Source organism: Enterocloster sp. OA13, from assembly GCF_022440595.1.
Classification (GTDB): domain Bacteria; phylum Bacillota; class Clostridia; order Lachnospirales; family Lachnospiraceae; genus Enterocloster; species Enterocloster hominis.
The window spans coordinates 2,700,833-2,720,858 of the sequence record NZ_JAKNTF010000001.1 but is presented as its reverse complement, the minus strand read 5'-3'; the positions used below and the strand labels follow the sequence as shown (position 1 = coordinate 2,720,858).

19 protein-coding genes are annotated in these 20,026 nt (G+C 50.9%); 17 read left to right on the top strand and 2 right to left on the bottom strand.

Going from position 1 to position 20,026, the window contains the following annotated elements; all coding sequences use genetic code 11:
* Nucleotides 1-154: 154 nt before the first annotated feature.
* The 4 genes from MCJ35_RS12080 (at nucleotide 155) to MCJ35_RS12065 (ending at nucleotide 4,722) form a co-directional block, all read left to right on the top strand.
* The gene (locus MCJ35_RS12080; RefSeq protein WP_008716809.1) at nucleotides 155-994 is read left to right on the top strand and encodes a MerR family transcriptional regulator; all 840 of its coding nucleotides are present in this window, start codon (nucleotides 155-157) and stop codon (nucleotides 992-994) included.
* A 95-nt stretch (nucleotides 995-1,089) separates the two neighbouring features.
* Entirely contained in the window at nucleotides 1,090-2,130 is a 1,041-nt protein-coding gene (locus MCJ35_RS12075; protein ID WP_025486993.1) for an NAD(P)H-dependent amine dehydrogenase family protein, read from the top strand.
* A 302-nt stretch (nucleotides 2,131-2,432) separates the two neighbouring features.
* A complete protein-coding gene (locus MCJ35_RS12070; RefSeq protein ID WP_025486994.1) occupies nucleotides 2,433-3,755 on the top strand; it encodes a CobW family GTP-binding protein in 1,323 nt (440 codons plus the stop codon).
* Nucleotides 3,756-3,765: 10 nt separating this feature from the next.
* A complete protein-coding gene (locus MCJ35_RS12065) occupies nucleotides 3,766-4,722 on the top strand; it encodes a TIGR03943 family putative permease subunit (protein WP_025486995.1) in 957 nt (318 codons plus the stop codon).
* Between the two features lie 74 nt (nucleotides 4,723-4,796).
* Here MCJ35_RS12065 and MCJ35_RS12060 read toward each other — a convergent pair whose 3' ends face one another.
* Nucleotides 4,797-5,468 (bottom strand): cyclic nucleotide-binding domain-containing protein, encoded by a 672-nt coding sequence (locus MCJ35_RS12060; protein ID WP_025486996.1) that lies wholly within the window; start codon nucleotides 5,466-5,468, stop codon nucleotides 4,797-4,799.
* Nucleotides 5,469-5,590: 122 nt separating this feature from the next.
* Between MCJ35_RS12060 and MCJ35_RS12055 the strand changes: the two genes are divergently transcribed.
* The 9 genes from MCJ35_RS12055 (at nucleotide 5,591) to MCJ35_RS12015 (ending at nucleotide 15,651) form a co-directional block, all read left to right on the top strand.
* Complete coding sequence (locus MCJ35_RS12055) at nucleotides 5,591-6,481, top strand: DMT family transporter (protein ID WP_025486997.1); 891 nt, start codon at nucleotides 5,591-5,593, stop codon at nucleotides 6,479-6,481.
* 155 nt (nucleotides 6,482-6,636) lie between these two features.
* A complete protein-coding gene (locus MCJ35_RS12050) occupies nucleotides 6,637-8,739 on the top strand; it encodes a BglG family transcription antiterminator (RefSeq protein ID WP_025486998.1) in 2,103 nt (700 codons plus the stop codon).
* A gap of 23 nt (nucleotides 8,740-8,762) precedes the next feature.
* The gene (locus MCJ35_RS12045) at nucleotides 8,763-9,245 is read left to right on the top strand and encodes a PTS sugar transporter subunit IIA (protein ID WP_240299498.1); all 483 of its coding nucleotides are present in this window, start codon (nucleotides 8,763-8,765) and stop codon (nucleotides 9,243-9,245) included.
* A complete protein-coding gene (locus MCJ35_RS12040; RefSeq protein WP_025487000.1) occupies nucleotides 9,242-9,559 on the top strand; it encodes a PTS fructose transporter subunit IIB in 318 nt (105 codons plus the stop codon). The genes MCJ35_RS12045 and MCJ35_RS12040 overlap by 4 nt, the downstream gene beginning before the upstream one ends.
* A gap of 16 nt (nucleotides 9,560-9,575) precedes the next feature.
* Nucleotides 9,576-10,673, top strand: coding sequence for a PTS fructose transporter subunit IIC (locus MCJ35_RS12035; protein ID WP_025487001.1), 1,098 nt, complete (start codon nucleotides 9,576-9,578; stop codon nucleotides 10,671-10,673).
* Between the two features lie 33 nt (nucleotides 10,674-10,706).
* Entirely contained in the window at nucleotides 10,707-11,570 is an 864-nt protein-coding gene (locus tag MCJ35_RS12030; protein WP_025487002.1) for a ketose-bisphosphate aldolase, read from the top strand.
* A gap of 13 nt (nucleotides 11,571-11,583) precedes the next feature.
* Nucleotides 11,584-12,774: an iron-containing alcohol dehydrogenase gene (locus MCJ35_RS12025; RefSeq protein ID WP_025487003.1), complete on the top strand. Its 1,191-nt coding sequence runs from the start codon at nucleotides 11,584-11,586 to the stop codon at nucleotides 12,772-12,774.
* A gap of 322 nt (nucleotides 12,775-13,096) precedes the next feature.
* Nucleotides 13,097-14,815: a DEAD/DEAH box helicase gene (locus MCJ35_RS12020; RefSeq protein ID WP_025487004.1), complete on the top strand. Its 1,719-nt coding sequence runs from the start codon at nucleotides 13,097-13,099 to the stop codon at nucleotides 14,813-14,815.
* A gap of 89 nt (nucleotides 14,816-14,904) precedes the next feature.
* The gene (locus MCJ35_RS12015) at nucleotides 14,905-15,651 is read left to right on the top strand and encodes an alpha/beta fold hydrolase (protein ID WP_025487005.1); all 747 of its coding nucleotides are present in this window, start codon (nucleotides 14,905-14,907) and stop codon (nucleotides 15,649-15,651) included.
* Nucleotides 15,652-15,715: 64 nt separating this feature from the next.
* Here the strand turns inward: MCJ35_RS12015 and MCJ35_RS12010 are convergent, their stop codons facing one another.
* On the bottom strand, nucleotides 15,716-16,810 hold the full coding sequence (locus MCJ35_RS12010; RefSeq protein ID WP_025487006.1) for a DUF362 domain-containing protein: 1,095 nt from the start codon (nucleotides 16,808-16,810) through the stop codon (nucleotides 15,716-15,718).
* A 200-nt stretch (nucleotides 16,811-17,010) separates the two neighbouring features.
* On the opposite strand from MCJ35_RS12010, the gene ybaK reads away from it, so the two are divergent.
* The 4 genes from ybaK (at nucleotide 17,011) to MCJ35_RS11990 (ending at nucleotide 20,008) form a co-directional block, all read left to right on the top strand.
* Entirely contained in the window at nucleotides 17,011-17,478 is a 468-nt protein-coding gene (ybaK, locus tag MCJ35_RS12005; protein WP_025487007.1) for a Cys-tRNA(Pro) deacylase, read from the top strand.
* Between the two features lie 99 nt (nucleotides 17,479-17,577).
* The gene (deoC, locus tag MCJ35_RS12000; RefSeq protein ID WP_025487008.1) at nucleotides 17,578-18,273 is read left to right on the top strand and encodes a deoxyribose-phosphate aldolase; all 696 of its coding nucleotides are present in this window, start codon (nucleotides 17,578-17,580) and stop codon (nucleotides 18,271-18,273) included.
* Entirely contained in the window at nucleotides 18,239-18,652 is a 414-nt protein-coding gene (cdd, locus tag MCJ35_RS11995) for a cytidine deaminase (protein WP_008716771.1), read from the top strand. The genes deoC and cdd overlap by 35 nt, the downstream gene beginning before the upstream one ends.
* A 30-nt stretch (nucleotides 18,653-18,682) precedes the next feature.
* Nucleotides 18,683-20,008, top strand: a complete 1,326-nt coding sequence (locus MCJ35_RS11990) for a pyrimidine-nucleoside phosphorylase (RefSeq protein ID WP_034578298.1) — start codon at nucleotides 18,683-18,685, stop codon at nucleotides 20,006-20,008.
* Nucleotides 20,009-20,026 lie beyond the last annotated feature (18 nt).

Below are 20,026 nucleotides of genomic sequence, written 5' to 3'. Positions count from 1 at the left end.
GGAGATACAATTGATAAATAATCTACAGTAAATGAAATAGGAGGGGCAAAACCTTATTGCTGGTATAAGGTTTTTTTGGTATAATTATTCCATATTCAGAGCAGATACAGGCGCGTGATTATATAAAATACATAATATTCGGGAGGGGTGTGCTGTGAAAAAACTGTCAATTGGACAGATGGCAAGGCTGAACGGTGTGTCGGAACAGGCGCTGCGTCTTTATGATAAGGAGGGATTGTTCTCACCCCTGCACCGGGATGCGGAGAATGGATACCGTTATTATGATATACGCCAAAGCGCGCAGCTGGATATGATCCAGCGCATGAAGGCCCTGGGGATGTCGCTTAAGGATATCAAGAAACAGCTAAAGCACTTTGACCCGGACATGCTCAAGGATATCCTGTACCGCAACCTGGATGAGATTGATGACAGGTCCAGGGAACTGATGTACCAGAGAAAGGCCATTGAGCGCACCCTGGAAAGCTATGAATGGTATGAAAATGCCCCTCCGGACGGCGCCATTGTGCTGGAGTACATCCCGGGGCGCCTGACTTATATGACGGATTCAGGTGTGAATTTCTATGATTACGGGATTGACGTGTATGAGCAGATCCTGCGTGATTTGAAGAAGAACCTGATTGCCAACCAGCTGTCCCCCATATATTTCTATAATGCGGGAACCGTCATGAAGAAGGAGTCCCTGATAAAAGGGGAGTTCTGTTCCACACAGATATTCGTGCTGGTGGATAAGGGGTTTGTGAAGGAAAGCCTGATTACCCCCATACCGGCCAGTACCTACCTGTGTATTTACTGTAACAGTTTTGATAAGGAGAAGGAATATATCGGCCGCCTTCTGAAGGAAATCCAGGAAAAACACTACAGGATTACCGGCGATTATATCTGTGAGGTGGTGGCGGAGGTGCCCATGGACATGCAGGAAAGGGGCATGTTCCTCCGGCTCCAGATACCTGTCTCCCTGCGGGGAAATGCATAAAAAAAGCCCTTGACTCCATACCTTGTATAAGCCTTATACTTATATCAGGAACTATCAATGTACAAAGCAACGATACAGGAAAGGGGTTAAGAATCATGATGAATTGCGAAAAAATCCGTGTGGTACAGTATGGCTGTGGAAAGATGGGCAAATATATCCTGCGCTATCTGTATGAGAAAGGTGCTGAGATTGTAGGTGCGATTGATGTGAATCCTGCCGTGGTCGGAATGGACGTGGGAGAGTTCGCGGGCCTGGGATTTAAGATTGGCGTGACAATCCGCGATGACGCAGATGCTGTTTTAGATGAATGCGACGCAGATATTGCAGTGGTGACCCTGTTCAGCTTCATGGAGGACGTGTATCCCCATTTTGAGAAGTGCGTGTCCAGGGGGATTAATGTGGTAACCACCTGCGAGGAGGCAATCTATCCGTGGACCACGGCAAGCGCCATCACCAATAAGCTGGATAAGCTGGCTAAGGATAATAACTGCACCATCGTGGGCGCAGGCATGCAGGATATTTACTGGGTAAACATGATTGGCTGTGTGGCGGGAGGCGTACACCGCATTGACCGGATTGAGGGAGCCACCAGCTACAATGTGGAGGACTACGGACTGGCCCTGGCAGAGGCCCATGGGGTCGGGCTTACGCCGGAGGAATTTGAGGCAAAGATTGCCCATCCTGAGACACTGGAGCCATGCTATGTGTGGAACTCCAATGAGGCCCTGTGCAATAAGATGGGCTGGACCATCAAGTCCCAGACACAGAAGTGTGTTCCATATTTCTATGATTCGGACCTGTATTCCGAGACCATGGGATATACGATTCCCAAGGGCAACTGCATCGGCATGAGCGCGGTGGTGACCACCGAGACTTTTCAGGGACCGGTGATTGAAACCCAGTGTATCGGCAAGGTTTATGGACCGGATGACGGCGATTTATGCGACTGGAAGATCATAGGTGAACCGGATACCACCTTCTTTGTCAGGAAACCGGCTACCGTGGAGCATACATGTGCGACCATCGTTAACCGTATCCCGACCATCCTCAATGCACCGGCCGGATATATCACGGTGGAGAAGCTGGATGACGTGGAATACCTTTCCTATCCAATGCATATGTATCTGGATTTCTGATGGGGACGGGGAGAAAACTGTAAGGTTGTGATATTAGTTTGATTTGTAGGTGAATCACTGTGCAATGGGGCAGGGCAGATGAAGCTTTGGATAAGCTTTGTCTGCCCTGTCCGTGTGTGAAGGAATGGCTTATCCATGGTTTTAAAATGATTAGCCAGTGCTGCCGGTAAAAGATAAAAGCGCCTACGTCTTGACTTTATGTGGCTGATGTGCCAAAATAGTCAATTGACAGGTTATAATAATGCCCTGTTGCGGCAAGACGGCGCAGGGAGTCGGATATTCAGAAAGAAGGAAAGAGTAAAATGACGAAAATTGATATTATTTCCGGTTTTCTTGGTGCGGGGAAGACAACGTTCATCAAAAAGCTTTTGGAAGAGGCGATTGCCGGAGAACAGGTCGTACTGATTGAAAACGAATTTGGCGAGATTGGAATTGACGGAGGCTTCTTAAAGGATGCCGGAATAGAAATCCGTGAGATGAACTCAGGCTGTATCTGCTGTTCATTGGTAGGCGATTTTGGCGCATCCCTGGCAGAAGTCATCACAAAGTATAAACCGGAGCGCATCATCATTGAACCCTCAGGCGTTGGCAAGCTGTCAGACGTGGTGAAGGCAGTGGTGGACGTATCTGCGGACATGGAAGTGGAACTGAACAGCGCCGTAACCATTGTGGATGCTGCAAAGTGCAAGATGTATATGAAGAATTTCGGCGAGTTTTTTAACAACCAGATTGAAAATGCAGGCACCATTGTGCTCAGCCGTACCGATATAACAGATGCTGCAAAGGTGCAGAAGGATGTGGACATGCTTCGTGAGAAGAACCGCGACGCAGCCATCATAACAACACCCCTGGCGGAGCTGTCCGGGGCGCAGCTGCTTGAAATCATTGAGAAGCATGATACCATGCTGGATGACCTTCTGGCAGAGGTGAGGGAAAGCCGTCAGCATCATGAGGAAGAATGCCATGAGCACCATCATGAAGGGGAAGGGTGCCATGAGCATCATCACCATGATGGGGAAGAGTGCCATGAGCATCATCACCATGACGGGGAAGAGTGCCATGGGCATCATCACCATGACGGGGAAGAGTGTCATGGGCATCATCACCATGATGGGGAAGAGTGCCATGAGCATCATCACCATGACGGGGAAGAGTGCCATGAACATCATCATGATGGGGAAGAGTGCCATGGGCATCATCACCATGACGGGGAAGAGTGTCATGAGCATCACCATGATGGAGAGGAAGGCCATGAACATCACCATCATGACGGGGAAGAATGCCATGACCACCATCACCACGACCATGGATGCTGCGGCCATGACCACGGACACCATCATGCGGATGAGGTATTCACAAGCTGGGGCATGGAGACAATTGTTCCGGTAACCCATGACCAGCTGGAGGATATACTGAAACGTCTGGCTTACACGGAGGAATTTGGACAGGTACTGAGGGCGAAGGGGATGCTGCCCACGGAGAATCCAGGGGAGTGGCTGTACTTTGACTTAGTGCCCGAGCAGTATGAAATCCGCGAGGGAAGGCCTGATTATACCGGCAAGGTGTGCGTGATTGGTGCAAGCCTTGAAGAAGAAGCGTTAAACAGCGTATTCGGAAGAAGCTGAGGATAATATTATGGCATATGAAATTGAAGACGATATCATGCCGTTGTTTTTAATCAACGGCTTCCTTGAGGCAGGTAAGACCCAGTTCCTGGACTTTACCATGCAGCAGGATTATTTTAAGGCAGACGGCAAGACCCTTCTTATTGTGTGTGAGGAAGGGGATACGGAATATGATGAGAAAAAGCTTAAAAAGAACAGGACAGCTGTGGTATATGTGGATTCATTTGAGAAGCTGACACCCCAGTATCTGAATGAGCTGGAAGTGGTATACCGTCCGGAACGTGTCCTTATGGAATGGAACGGCATGTGGAACCAGGATGAACTTAAGCTGCCTGATGACTGGACCATATACCAGCAGATTACCATCATTGACGGCTCCACCTTTGACCTTTACGTGCAGAATATGAAGCCCCTTTTAGGCGCCATGCTGCGCGGGTCTGAGCTTATCATCATGAACCGGTGCGACGGCATCCCGGATGAGAAGCTGACAGCCTACCGCCGTACCATCCGGGCCATGAGCCGGGACAGCGAGATCGTGCTGGAAGATAAGGACGGTGAGATTGAGCAGGCCACCCTGGAGGAGGATCTTCCCTATGACCTGAACGCGGATGTGATTGAGATTAAGCCGAAAGATTACGGCATCTGGTATATTGACTGTATGGACCAGCCGGAACGGTACAAGGACAAAGTGGTGGAATTTACCGCCATGGTGTTAAAGTCCCCTAAATTCCCCAAGGGACAGTTCGTGCCCGGCCGTATGGCCATGACCTGCTGTGAAGCAGATATGACCTTCCTTGGCTTTATGTGCAAATGGGAAGGCGCAGAAGAGTATAAGACCAAGCAGTGGGTTAAGGTACGGGCCAAAGTGGGGATTGAATACCAGAAGGATTACCACGGTGAAGGTCCTGTACTGTATGCAGAGAACGTGGAGCGGGCGGAAGAGATAAAGGATGTAGTACAATTTTAACCAGTATCGGTTGGGATAGGATGAAGGGGCATGGATTCCATGCCCCTTTGGCGTGCCGTCTTGCATACCTGTCATCAGACTGTTTTGTGGTGTGAGGACTCTGAACGCCGGATTAAGGCATCCAGGTCCAGGATAAGATAGCCATATCCGTGTTTCTCCAGTATCCCTTCCGCGCAGAGCTGGTTTAACAGCCGGAACATATGGCGGTAACTCATTCCCACGGAACAGGAGACATCGGACAGGATATCACTGAACATGCGGTTGTGGGATGTCTGCAGGATGTAGGAGCAGAGCCGTTCCTCGCCGGAGTACAGGGAGGAGGACACAAAATTGGCTGAGCTTCGCAGCAGCTTTAAGGCCAGTTCATTTCCCACCCTGTTCAAGAATACGGTATTGGATTTAAGGGCCGCACTGTGTATACTGAGGGAGATAGTGATACATTCAAAATCCGTGATTGCCACAATGGTGGTGGTTGCGCCCTTCAGGCCGGTCATAAGTTCCAGGTCGCCAATGATGCCCTCCGATACATAGTAGCAGAGGACCAGGTTCCTGCCGTTGGGGGCAGTAGAGCATATTTTGGCTTTGCCGCACATGATGACGCCAAGCCAGGTAAGGGGCATCCCCTCCCGGAGAAGGGTTTCCCCGGCCTTATAAGACACAAGCCTGCAGGAGTCAGGGTACATATCCTGAAGGCCGTATTCCGATAGTTTTTCCCTGTGTTTATCTGACATGGGCAGTTCTTTCATCTCAATATCACCTCTGCCTCCATTATAACAGGTAATGCCACAAAACAGTAGGACAAATGTCCTATGCCCTGTTGGGGGAATGCGGTTATAATCAGTGCATGAATCTTAAGGGAGGTGGAAGGATGTATGGACTGCTGGCTCTTTTGACCGGTTTGGTACTATCCGTCATGGTTTCGGTTAATGGAATCCTGTCAGGATCATACGGCGTATTCCGGGCATCCGTCATCATCCATGTGGTGGGTATCCTCTTTGCATACCTGCTGTGTGCTGTGAGGAAGGAAAACAGGAAACTGACAGGACACGCTCCTGCCTGGATTTATCTGGGCGGTGCCATAGGCGCATTTACCACTGTGTTTAACAATCTGGCCTTTGGCCATATAAGCATGACCAGCATAGTGGCGTTGGGGCTTTTAGGGCAGGCCCTCATGTCCCTGGTGATTGACTGCCTTGGGCTGTTTGGGATGAAGCGGTGTCCGTTTTGCAGATATAACCTGGTGGGGCTGGCATTTTCCCTGACAGGGATTTTTGTCATGCTGGATGCCACGGTTGGCAAAGCCTCATATGCGGTCCTGCTGTCCCTGGCCGCAGGGGTCACGGTAGTCCTGTCAAGGACTGTCAATGCACGGCTGTCCGGGAAAGTGGGCGCGCTTTCAGGGTCACTGGTTAATCATATGGCAGGACTTCCCGTTACAGTGGTCATCTGTGTGCTGGCCGGGGAAATCATGAAGCCGGTATCCGGCAGCGGGCTGGCCGCCCACCCCTTTATTTATACGGGCGGCATGATGGGCGTCATTGTGGTTATGCTGTGTAACCTTACGGTTCCCAGGCTTCCGGCTTTCCGGCTTACCATGCTTACATTCGTGGGGCAGATATTTACCGGCGTCCTCCTGGATGTGGCGGCAGGAAAGGGCAGGGTGGATGCATCATTTGCAGGAGGGCTGATGATTGCGGCGGGAATTGCTGTAAACATGGGATTGGAGAGAATAGACGCTGCCGGGAAAAAACTCAACTGAATATTGGGATATGGAACAGGCATACGCTGGGATGATTGGCGTATGCCTGTTTTCATTCCCCCTCACATTGTACATCCAGATGGATTACGCTATGATACTTCCATTATGAAATGTGTCAAAAAAACAGAATTTTCAGAAAGGAATGTGTCAAAAAGATGAACGGAGCAAAAATGCCAGACTGCTATAATGTGGATATAGAACAGAAGGACCATGGGAGAAAGGAGAAGGTGTATGTGACCAGCAGACAGATGGATATCTTATATTATCTTCATGACCAGGACGGATATGTGCCTGTTTCCGACATCTCCGGTGTGATTCAGGTATCTGTAAAGACAATACGCAATGAACTGATTGCGATACAGGAAACAATGGAGCAGGAAAAACTGGGGAAGCTGGATAAAAAGCCCCATGAAGGCGTCCGTCTTCTGGTGGATGATGAAAACTGGGAAAAGCTGAAACGCCTTTTGGATGAAGAAAATCCTGTAATGGGACAGCTGGATCTGAAAAGCCAGATCATATATTCCCTTTTGACCAGGGGGAGCCTGGGACTGGGGGAGATACAGAAGGAATTTTATGCAGGGCGCTCTTTGGTGGAACGGCTGATGCCAAAACTGCAGGACTGGTTTTGCGGTTACGGCATTATACTGGAAAAGAAAAGGGGGAAGGGGTATCAGATAAGGTATGGTGAATACCAGTGGCGTATGGCCATGTGGAACCTGTTCCTGACGATGAAACGCAGAAGCAGGAAGGAACTGTTTGGTCTGGGACAGGGGGCCGGGCAGTCAGGGGAGTATCTGCTTATAGAGGATTTTCTGAAAGGATTTGACACAAGCGGCATCAATAAGGGAATCTATTCGCTGGAAGAGCATTACGGTTTTTCTTTTGGCTATGAGGCACATATCCAGATGTTCTTCATGCTGTCCCTCAGCATTGCCAGGGCAAGGAAGCATAAGTTTGTAACCATGCCAAAAGCCCTTCCCTGCAAGGTATCCGGAGCTTTTTCAAGGCGGATTAAGGGACGGCTCATTGAAATCCTTGAGCAAAGTTATCAGATAAAGCTGGAACCGTGCGAACAGGAATTCATGGAATTTGTCATCGATATCTCTGATATACAGAATTTCCAGGATATGGACCAGATGCTGGCATGCCAGGCAGACCATATGGAACTGTGTTATTTTACCATACGGCTGGTATCCCTGGTAAGCGATATTGTAAATGTAAACTTAAGACAGGACATTTTCTTTTCCGGGAGCCTGTTCCTTCAGCTCAGATCCATGATTGCCAGGCTCCGGTACGGGGTAAAGACAGTAAATCCTCTTTTAAAGCAGGTAAAACAGAAATATCCCAATATATTTGCAGCTATTTATGCGGTTGGCGTTTATTTTGAAAAAGAACTGGGGCTGGAATTAAATGAACATGAAATGTGCAGCCTGGCATTGCTTTTAGGCGGGGCCATTGAGCGGAGCCTGTCAACCGTGACAGCCTGTGTGGTCTGTGATTATGGGATTGGTATATCACAGCTTCTGCGGGAGCAGCTGGAACGGACAATCAGTGATATACGGATTGTGGATGTGCTTTCCGCCAGGGACTTAAAGAAAGTAAACCGCGTGCCCTGTGACCTGATCATCACCACCCTTCAGCTGAAAAGTCCTTATTTTGGAAAGGAAGTAGTGGTGGTAGACCATCTGATGACCCAGTATGATATCAGGAATGTGGAAATAAAGATGAAACAGGTAAGGCGGAGGAAGCTTAAGCTGAAGCAGCCCTGTAACCAGCTTAGTATCCAGAGAAACCTGTTTTATGAAGAGTTTGTGCATCTTCATATGGAAGTATCAGATAAAGATAAGCTGATTGGAATCCTCTGCAAACAGTTGACAGACGCAGGATATGTAACAGCGGAGTTTGAGCGTTCCGTACTGGAGCATGAGGTAACGGCACCCACTGCATTAGGAAAAGGGGTGGCAATTCCCCACGGATATGCAAAGTTTGTCATACGGCCAACTGTTGCGGTGGCTGTCCTTAACCGTCCGGTCAGGTGGCAGGAGGACGAAACCGCGGATGTGGTATTCCTGCTGGCATTCAATCTGGACGAGGCAGCGGGGATGAAAGAAGAAACGATTAAATTTTACAGCGTGTTCCTGGACCTGTTTGATAATGAGGAGGAAGTAGAGGCAATCCGGCGCATGGATGACAGCCATCAGCTGGCAGTACTCATGAATCAGAGGGTAAGGGATGCGGTGGACCGGGAAGAAGCTTAAAGAAAATTGAAGAAAAGGAGAGGATGGGTAAGATGGTTTCATCTATGGCAATAGAAAATGTAATACAACGTTCCTGCATCAACCTGCACATGAAGGGCAGGAATAAAAAGGAAATCATTGAGGAAATGGCAGGTATGTTTGATAAGGCCGGGGTACTGGCATCCAGACAGATGTTCATACAGGCGGTCTATGAGCGGGAAAGCGAAGGACCTACAGGAATCGGCAATCAGGTAGCCATTCCCCACGGTAAATCAGATGCAGTGATAAAGACAGCCATGGCAGTTGGAAGGGTGGACCGGGGGGTGGATTGGGAGACCCTTGGGGAAGGAACGTCCAGGGCATTTGTCATGTTCGCGGTCAACAGTGCGGACAAATCAGAGCTGGTTTCATTATTGTCCCAGGTGGCAGTTGCACTATGTGACGATGAGGTAATAGAAACACTATTAACAACAGAGAGTGAGGATGAGATATTCACACTGTTTAACAGAAAGGGGGAAATAGAATGAAGATTGTCGGTGTGGCCGCTTGTACCGCGGGAATTGCCCATACCTATATGGCCAGGGAGAAATTAATCAAAGGCGCCAGGGCCAGGGGGCATGAGTGCAGATGTGAGACACAGGGAACCATAGGTACGGAGTATAAGCTGACAGAACAGGATATAGCGGATGCGGACGTGGTAATCCTGGCAGTGGATGTGAAGATATCCGGGGAAGAGCGGTTTAAGGGGAAACCAGTTATCCGTGTAGGTACTGCAGCAGTGATTAAAAATGCAATCGGTTTTATTGAGAAGGTAGAAAAAGCATTGGAAAACAAAGGATAAAGGAGAGGATGAAAGTATGAAAGAACATGGCGTTATAGCATTGATTAAAAAGCATGTGTTGACAGCAATCGGTTACATGATTCCGTTGGTGGTTGCAGCCGGCCTTTGCATGGCACTGGGGCAGTTCATTGACAGCGATGTGCGCAATTCCACATCAGGAATCGGATATTACCTTTACAAGGCAGGCGGCTTTGGTATGTCAGCCGTGGTGCCGGTCATTACCGCAGGTGTTGCCTATTCAATTGCCGACCGTCCAGGCATTGCGCCCGGACTGATCCTTGGATTTATCTGTACGGAAATCAAGGCTGGCTTTATCGGCGGTATTGTCGCCGGTTTCCTGGTCGGATATCTTGTGCTGGCGGTTAAGAAGTATGTGAAGCTTCCAAAGGCAATGCAGGGACTCATGCCGGTGATGGTCATCCCTGTTCTTGTAACAGCCGTTGCCTCAGTCCTTATGTTTACCGTGGTAGGACAGCCATTTGCATGGCTTCAGGTGACACTGACCGAGGCAATCAGCAGCCTGCAGAGCGGTTCTAAGTTTGTATTCGGCGCAGTGTTAGGCGGCATGGCCTGCTTTGATTTCGGCGGACCTGTTAACAAGACCATGTCAACCTTTGTAAATGGCCTTATGATTGACGGTATCCTGGAACCGGAGGCAGTTAAATTCGTAGGCTCCATGATTCCTCCCTTTGGCATTGCCATATCCTGTCTTCTGACCAGGAATAAATACACCAGGGCAGAGAAAGAGGCGTTAAAGGCAGCGGTTCCCATGGGGTTCTGCATGATTACCGAGGGCGTGATTCCCATCGCGGCCAGGGACCTTATCCGCGTGGTATTCTCCTGCGTATGCGGTTCCGCAGTAGCAGGCGGGCTGTCCATGGTCTGGGCCTGCGGTGCACCTGTTCCACATGGCGGGATGCTTTCCGTGCCGCTGTTTACCAATCCGGTAAAATTCTGCATTGCCCTGGCAATCGGAAGTGTGATAACAGGGGTCATCCTTTCCCTGATTAAGAAGCCGGTGACAGAAGAGGATGAGAGCTTTGAAGACCTGGGAAGTGCGGGGGAGACAGACGTAAGCAGTAACAGCGATGATATTAAGATAGAAACATTTTAAACAGAAACAACAGGAAAATGGAGGATGACGTAAATGCTGATAAATATGAAAGAAATGCTGGCAGTAGCCAATAAGAACCACTTCGCCGTAGGCGCCTTTAACGCCACGGAAAGTTCCCTGTTCCGTTCCGTGGTAGAGGAAGCGGAAGCCCAGGATGCCCCTGCCATTGTGCAGGTGGCGCCGGGGGAATTTGAGTTTGCCACCAAGGAATTCTATACATATGTAAGGGAGCGCCTGGCAGGAAGCAGGGTCCCCTTCGTGCTTCATCTGGACCATGGCAAAAGCGTGGAGCAGTGCATGAAAGCAATCCAGGCAGGTTTTACATCGGTAATGCTGGATGGCTCCGAACTTCCCTATGAGGAGAATGTAATGCTGACAAAGGAAATGGCGGGTCTGGCCCACATGGTGGATGTATCGGTGGAAGGGGAGATTGGAACCATCGGCGTCATGAGCAATTCCGAAGAAGGCGGGGTGGAACATGTGACCTATACCAATCCTGAGGATGTGGTGGATTTTGTGACTAAGACGGGCGTTGACTGCCTGGCCATTGCCATCGGAACAGCCCATGGCATTTACCCAAAAGGGTTTGTGCCGAAACTCCAGCTGGAACTGCTGGAGAAGATTCAGGCAGTGTCCCCTGTGCCACTGGTCCTCCATGGAGGAAGCAACAACCCGGATGAGGAGATACGGGAAGCGTGCAGGATTGGAATCCGTAAGGTGAACATTTCCAGTGATTTCAAATATGCATTTTTCAAAAAGGTGAACCAGGTGATTGAGGAAACCGGAGGATTCATTCCAGCTAAGGTGCTGAATCCCGGCATCGAGGATGCGAAACAGGTGATACGTGAGAAAATGGAGCTGTTCGGCTCTCTTGGAAAAGCAGGATTATACAGATAGGAGAAGACGGCAGATGATTAATTTTGAATTTTCCAATACAACGGAAATTGTGTTCGGTAAAGGCACGGAGAACCAGACAGGAGAAAAGGTAAGGAAATACAGTGACTGTGATAAGGCTCTTCTGGTCTATGGCTCGGACCGTATAAAAAGGAACGGCCTGTTTGACACGGTGTGCGGATCCTTGAAGGCCCAGGACATCCAGGTACTGGAACTGGGTGGTGTGAAACCTAATCCAAGGCTGGGACTGGTCCGGGAAGGGATTGAACTGTGCAGGAAAGAAAACATACGGTTCATCCTGGCCGTTGGCGGCGGAAGCGCCATTGACACAGCCAAGGCCATTGGGGTAGGTGTTCCCTATGACGGCGATGTATGGGACTTCTATCTGGGGAAGGAGACTCCGAAGGAAACGCTGATGACAGCCGCTGTCTGCACCATTCCGGCAGCCGGAAGCGAGGCCAGCTTAAGTTCCGTCATCACCAATGAGGATGGCTGGTATAAAAAGAGCATTAACCTGGATTTAATCCGGCCTGTATTCTCCATCATCAATCCGGAACTGACATACAGCCTCCCGCCCTATCAGATTGGATGCGGTGTGGTGGACATGATGACCCATATCATGGAGCGGTATTTTACCAACACCACCCATGTGGATCTGACCGACAGGCTTTGTGAGGGTGCCTTGAGAAGCATCATTGCCAATGGGGTAAAGACGCTTGAGGAACCTGAGGATTACGATGCAAGGGCAGAGATTGTCTGGGCCGGGACGCTGGCGCACAACGGGCTTCTTAACACTGGCCGCGTCCAGGACTGGGCTTCCCACAGGATTGCCCTTGAGATGAGCGGAAAATATGACATTGCCCATGGAGCCAGCCTGTCCATTGTGTATCCGGCATGGATGGAATATGTATACAGTCATGACAAAAAACGCTTCATGCAGTTTGCGGTGCGCGTATGGGATGTGGACCTGGCTTATGGGGAAGAGGATGCCATCTGTATGGAGGGAATCAGAAGGATGAGGGGATTTTTCTGCAAACTGGGCATGCCGCTTAGATTTGAGGATGCGGGACTGCCGGTGGATGCGTTTGAGGAGATGGCGGACAAGGCCACCTATGGGGATACCATTCCGGTGGGTAATTTTGTCAAAATAGGTAAAACACAGATGATGGATATATACAGGCTATGTACGGCATCAGGAAAAAAATAAGTAAAAACATTGACAGCCGCACCAATATCTGTTATAGTTAACTATCGTAGGAAGCGAGAGGATGAAAGGCCGCGACGTGCCTGTATTACCTCTCGTTTTTTGTGTGAAAAGGATGTTCGTTTCGTGAAGAAACGCTCTTAATATTGCGGTGCATCACATGTCATATTTCCTGAGCAGGGGTGCGGGTATGGGGCTGTATAAGGTTATACGGCGCCACACCGGGAGATATGGTTCTGGCGGTAATGTGGGGGAAATGCACAAGGCGGCCTGTCTGCTTTCCATGAGGGAAAGAGGCAGAGGAAGAAAGGACATAATCAGTTATATGGAGACAGTTAAGTTTGACGAGTTACAATTAGACGAAAGAATTATCCGTGCTATTACGGAAATGGGATTTGAGGAGGCTTCACCTATCCAGGCCCAGGCCATCCCGGTAGCCATGGAGGGCCGTGACATGATTGGCCAGGCCCAGACCGGTACCGGCAAGACGGCGGCATTCGGAATCCCCCTTCTTCAGAAGGTGGACCCAAAGGTGAAAAAGCTCCAGGCCATCATACTGCTTCCCACAAGGGAGCTGGCAATCCAGGTGGCGGAGGAAATGCGCCGTCTGGCCAAGTTCATGCATGGCACAAAGGTGCTTCCCATTTACGGAGGGCAGGATATTGTAAAGCAGATACGTTCCTTAAAGGACGGCACACAGATTGTGGTGGGAACACCTGGCCGTGTGATGGACCATATGCGCCGTAAGACCGTAAAGATGGACCATGTGCACACCGTTGTGCTGGATGAAGCGGACGAGATGCTGAATATGGGATTTTTAGAGGATATGGAAACCATCTTAAGCCAGCTTCCCGAAGAGAGGCAGACCCTGATGTTTTCAGCAACCATGCCTCAGGCCATTGCGGATATTGCCAGGAAGTTCCAGGACGATCCCGTAACGGTCCGGGTCATCAAAAAGGAACTGACCGTTCCCAAAGTGACCCAGTATTATTATGAAGTAAAGCCAAAGAACAAGGTGGAGGTCATGTGCAGGCTGTTAGACATGTATGCGCCAAAGCTTTCCATTGTGTTCTGTAATACAAAGAGGCAGGTAGATGAACTGGTGCAGGCGCTTCAGGGCAGGGGATATTTTGCAGAAGGCCTTCATGGGGATTTAAAGCAGGTGCAGCGTGACCGCGTCATGGGCAGTTTCCGCAATGGACGCACCGATATCCTGGTAGCAACGGATGTGGCGGCCCGGGGTATTGACGTAGGCGATGTGGAAGCGGTATTCAACTATGATGTGCCACAGGATGACGAGTACTATGTGCACAGGATTGGCCGTACCGGAAGGGCGGGACGCGAAGGTAAGGCGTTCAGCCTGGTTGTGGGCAAGGAAGTGTATAAGCTGCGTGACATCCAGCGCTACTGTAAGACCAAGATCATTCCCCAGGCCATCCCGTCCCTGAATGATATTACGGAAATCAAGGTGGAGAAGGTACTGGACCAGGTAATGGATATACTGAACGATAATGACCTGACCAAGATGGTGAACATCATTGAGAAAAAGCTGATAGAAGAGGATTACACTTCCATGGACCTGGCTGCAGCCCTTCTCAAGATGAATATGGGCGATGACAATGAAGATGTCATTGACTGCACCATGCCGGCCCGTTCACTGGATGACCTGGACAGCTTTGGAAGAGGCATGGGCCGCGGACGCGGACGTGAGAGAGGCAGTTCCTCTGCTTACGGACGGGGCCGCAGGGGGGCAACCGACAGGGCTGCCATCGATTATGTCCTGGGCGAGGGCGATGGTCAGATGGCAAGGCTTTTCATCAACATCGGCAAGGCCCAGAGGGTCACGCCAGGAGATATCCTGGGCGCTGTTGCAGGCGAATCAGGAATCCCGGGCCGTATGGTGGGAAGCATTGACATGTATGACGGATACACATTTGTGGATGTGCCTGGACAGTATGCGGACGAAGTGCTGAAGGCCATGTCCCATGCTAAGATTAAAGGCAGGAATGTGCATGTGGAAAAAGCGAACAGTAATAGAAGATAGACCATAAGATAAAGGCGGAGCGCTGTGTGAGGTTACACAGTCTCTGCCTTATCTGCTTTTGGAAATATTAATTTTTGGAGGTCATGCAGATGAAGGAAGGTTACGCGGACAACCGCTTTGCTTCATTATATTATAAGGAGCTGGGGCAGGGAGTGCCTCTTGTGATGCTTCATGGAAATGGTGAAAGCCACCAGATATTCGGGCGGCTGGCAGAGCTTATGAGCCGGTATTACCGGGTCATCCTTATGGACAGCCGCGGGCATGGGGCTTCGAAACTGAAGGATACGGTCCGGACCCAGGAGCTTACCACTTCCGGTATGGCAGATGACGTGATGCAGGTGATGGATGTGCTCCATGTGCCAAAGGCAGTCATCCTGGGCTTTAGCGACGGCGCCAACGTGGCCCTGGAGGCAGCAAGCCGGTATCCGGATAAGGTGCTGGCCGTGGTGGCTGTCAGCGGCAATGCGCTGCCAAAGGGCATGACGGCTGTTTCCTATGCCCAGGTAAAGGCCGGTTATAAGTTCTGGCGTGTGGTGGAGAAGCTGCCCATGCCCCGGAGGGTGAAGGAACGGGCAGTATCAGGCCGTCAGTTAAATGGACTGATGGCCAACTGGCCCCATCTTACGGCAGCGGAACTGTCCCTGATCCAGGCCCCTGTACTGCTCCTTACCGGACGCCGGGACATGATACGTCCCCGCCATACCCTGTGGATGGGGGAACAGATCCCGGATGCAAAGGTGGTGTTTGTCAAGGGAGCGGACCATTTTACACTGCTGAAAAGGGAAAAGGCCTATGCAGGCCATATTGTCGGATGGCTGCGGGAAAAGGGACTGTAGGGCAGGGAACGCTTATTTCCAGTGCTTATTTCCAGTGCTTATTCCCGATGCTTATTCCCGGTCCTTATTTCCAGTTCTCACTTAAGAAGTCCACGATATCAGCAGCCTTTGGCGGACATCCGCCCAGGGTTTTTGCAAAGCAGGAGGTGCATTGGCCGATGCCGATGGCGCCTTCTTTTCCTTTATATCCCTGGCCGATGCAGATGGGCGCAAGGCCCTTCCTCAGGTATCCGCTGTCATTTAAACGGTCCAAGGCGTAAATCAGGGAACCGTAACATGCGCTGCAGGCATCGGATGGCCTGGCATAGGAAGCCAGGTTTTCAACCCGCCTGGTCATACGGAACTGGCCGTCCGCCTCAGACGCCTGGTTTAAGTAAACCGTGTTGGCGTGGGCAACATCCGTGCTTCCGACACCCAGGCGTTCCGCCAGGGTGATGTAAGGCACTGTCTCCACCGGGTATCCCATACAGCCGCATACAAACGCATCACAGAGCACCGGGTCCTTAAAGCCCAGCACGCGGTTCATCACAACCGGATTGCCGCCTTCCTCAAAATCCAGGTCCCCGCAGATATTGTCCACCAGGATGAAGCCGCCGGGGACGATGGTGTTCAGATGGGCAATAGGTTTATGAAGGCCCAGGGTGTGGAAACGGCGTTTTTCCGAATTAGGGATGATTCCTTTGCTGTTCTTGAGGGCGCAGGTAACCGTGGTCTGGCAATGGCCCTTGAGCACCGGCATGTTAATCATATAGTCAACGGCAGCAGCCTTGTCGCAGAGCTTGATCTTCATTCCGGCAGCGTCATACTCCTTCCAGGTATCCTTTTGCAGGTCCTCAAAGGGAACATTGTAATGGCGGCATACCCGGTCATATCCGGCTGCCCGGAACGCCTCTCCCGTACGGTCGCCTACCCAGGAACCTTCCATCACAGTGATATCCTTGAATCCGTGCTCCTGAAGGTATTCAATGACCCCGGCCAGGAGTTCGCTGTGGGTGGTGGCTCCGCTGGACGGGGCCTTGGCCGTGACCAGGTTGGGCTTTAATGCCACCTTCTTATCCCTGCTGCCGATATCCCCGGCCACATCGGCCTGTTCCAGCACCTTCTTTGCCATATTTTTATAATCCTTGCCATGAATGATGATGATATCGTTTCTTTCCATATGTTAAGGTCCTTTCTGATTGTGCTTGTTTTGATGTAACACAGACGTTCCTTCTCCTATTATAAATGTTACATCCAATTTTGTGAATAGGCGGAATGCGAATGTGGGGATATGCCTTGTATATGACGGACTGCATTGACTGATATACAAAAAAGGGTTATGATGGGTTGGAATGTAAATGAAGGACAGGAGTGGACTTGATGGTTAAGACAAATGTGATGAGGCTTTTGGATGCGGCTGGGATTGCCTATGGGACAGGAACCTATGAGGTGGATGAAAACGACCTGTCGGGCAGCCATGCAGCGGACCTTTTGGGAGTGGAACATGACAGGATGTATAAAACCTTGGTGTTAAAGGGCGAGAAAAAGGGCTACCTTGTATGCTGCATCCCTGTGGATGAGGAGCTGGACCTGAAGAAGGCGGCCAGGGCAGCAGGGGAAAAGAAGGTGGAATTGATCCACGTCAGGGATATGCTGGCAGTGACCGGCTACATCAGGGGCGGCTGTTCCCCCATTGGGATGAAGAAACATTTCCCTACTTATATAGAAGAGATGGCGCAGCTATATGATACCGTCATGGTGAGCGGGGGACAGCGGGGCGTCCAGGTCACGCTGGAACCGGAAGCGCTGAGGGCGTATGTGGAGGGGACGTTTGTTTCCCTTGTTTAGGAATGCGGATTGTATTATAATGGAAATATCTAAGACAAAATCAGGCTGTTTAACAGGAAACAGCCGATTAAAGTTAATGTAAAAAGGAGAAGGGAACCTATGGACAGAAAAGAGATTTACAGCAGGGTAGACCACACATTATTGGGGCAGGACGCCACATGGGGCCAGATTAAGGAAATCTGCGACGACGCCATGGCGTATGGAACGGCCAGCGTATGCATACCGCCGTCCTATGTGAAGCGGGCAAAGGAATATATGGGGGACCGGATGGCGGTATGTACGGTCATCGGATTCCCCAATGGCTATAATACAACGGCGGTCAAGGTCTTTGAGACAAAGGATGCCATTGCCAACGGCGCGGATGAGATTGACATGGTCATCAATATCGGTGACTTAAAGGACAAGGCATATGACCGGATAAAAGAGGAGATTACCCGGCTGAAGGCTGCCTGCGGCAGCCGTATCCTGAAGGTAATCATTGAGACCTGTCTCCTTACGGACGAGGAAAAGGTCAAGATGTGCGGAATCGTCACCCAGGCAGGGGCGGATTTCATCAAGACATCCACCGGGTTTTCCAAGGCAGGGGCTACGTTTGCAGATATCAGGCTGTTCTCTGGGCATATCGGGGAAGGCGTGCGCATGAAGGCTGCCGGAGGGATTAAGTCCTTTGAGGATGCGGAGGAATTCATCAACCTGGGCGCAGAACGTCTGGGAACCAGCCGGATTGTCAAGCTGGCCAAGGCGGAAAGGGGGAGCGCGGATGGACAGAAAGAAGCTGATACAGGCAGCTATTGACGGGCTGCCCAGATCCTATGCCCCTTATTCGCATTTTCATGTCTCTGCGGCCCTGCTCTGCGGGGACGGAACGGTCTTTACAGGGAATAACATTGAGAATGCGTCCTATACGCCCAGCGTATGCGCTGAACGGTGTGCATTTTTTAAGGCGGTGAGCGAGGGCAGAAGGGATTTTGCGGCCATCGCAATCTGCGGCGGGCCGGATGGGGTGATAAAGGATTACTGTACGCCCTGCGGCGTGTGCAGGCAGGTGATGAGGGAATTCTGTAATCCGTCCACCTTCCGGATCCTGGTGGCAAAAAGCGCGGAGGATTACAGGGAATATACCCTGGAACAGCTTCTGCCGGACAGCTTTGGACCGGATGACCTGGAGAAATAAGGATTGGTGCTGTGAAAGGCGGTGGATACTGTGAGGATGTATGACTTAATTGAGACCAAGAAGCGGGGCGGCGCCCTTACAAAGGATGAGATTGCCTATATGGTCAGGGGATTCGTGGATGGAGGGATTTCAGACTACCAGATGTCAGCCATGCTGATGGCAATTTATTTTCAGGGAATGAATGACCAGGAAATCACATATCTTACATTAGAGATGGCCCATTCCGGGGACATGGTGGACCTGTCTCCCATTGAGGGAATCAAGGTGGATAAGCACAGTACCGGCGGCGTGGGTGACAAGACAACGCTGGTTGCAGGTCCCATGGTGGCTTCCCTGGGCGTGAAGGTGGCCAAGATGAGCGGCCGGGGCCTGGGACACACGGGAGGGACCGTGGATAAGCTGGAGAGCATACCTGGATTTAAGACGGCCATCCCAAGGGAAGAATTCTTTGATATCGTGAACAGGAACGGCATTGCCGTGATTGGACAGTCCGGCAACATGGTGCCTGCGGATAAGAAGCTATATGCGCTGCGGGACGTGACTGCCACGGTGGACAGCATACCGCTTATCGCGTCCTCCATCATGAGCAAGAAACTGGCTGCCGGAAGCGACAGCATCGTGCTGGATGTGAAGACGGGCAGCGGCGCATTCATGAAGACCCTGGAGGAGTCCATCAGCCTGGCGCAGAAGATGGTTTCCATCGGATGCCTGGCAGGCCGCAGGTGCTGCGCCCTGATTACCAATATGGATATCCCCCTGGGATACGCCATCGGCAATTCCCTGGAGATGACCGAGGCCATCCGCACATTAAAGGGAGAGGGACCAGAGGATTTAACCAGGGTATGCCTGGAGCTGGCGGCCAACATGCTTCATATGGCCGGCAAGGGGACCGTGGAGGAATGCCGGGGGATGGCGGAGGAATCCATCCATGACGGCAGCGCCCTTAAGTGCCTGGCTTCAATGGTAAAGGCCCAGGGCGGCGATGAAAGCTTCATATGGAAGCCGGAACAGTTTGAATCCCCATCCTGTACATATGAGGTAAAAGCGCCGGAGGAAGGCTATATCTCCCATATGGACACAGAAGGCATCGGAATCGCCTCCGTGCTTTTGGGAGCCGGACGCAATACAAAGGAAGACGCCATTGACTATGGGGCCGGAATCATTTTAAAGAAAAAGTACGGCGAAAAGGTAATGCCCGGGGATGTCCTTGCGGTCCTTTACGCGGACAGCCAGGAGCGGATACAGGCGGGCGCGGATAAATTCCTCTCATCCTGTACCATCAGCCAGGATGCGCCGGGGCCGGAAACCCTTATATACGCAAGAGTTTCTGAATATGGGGTGGAAAGGTTTGGGTGATTGGAAAAACTTCCATAA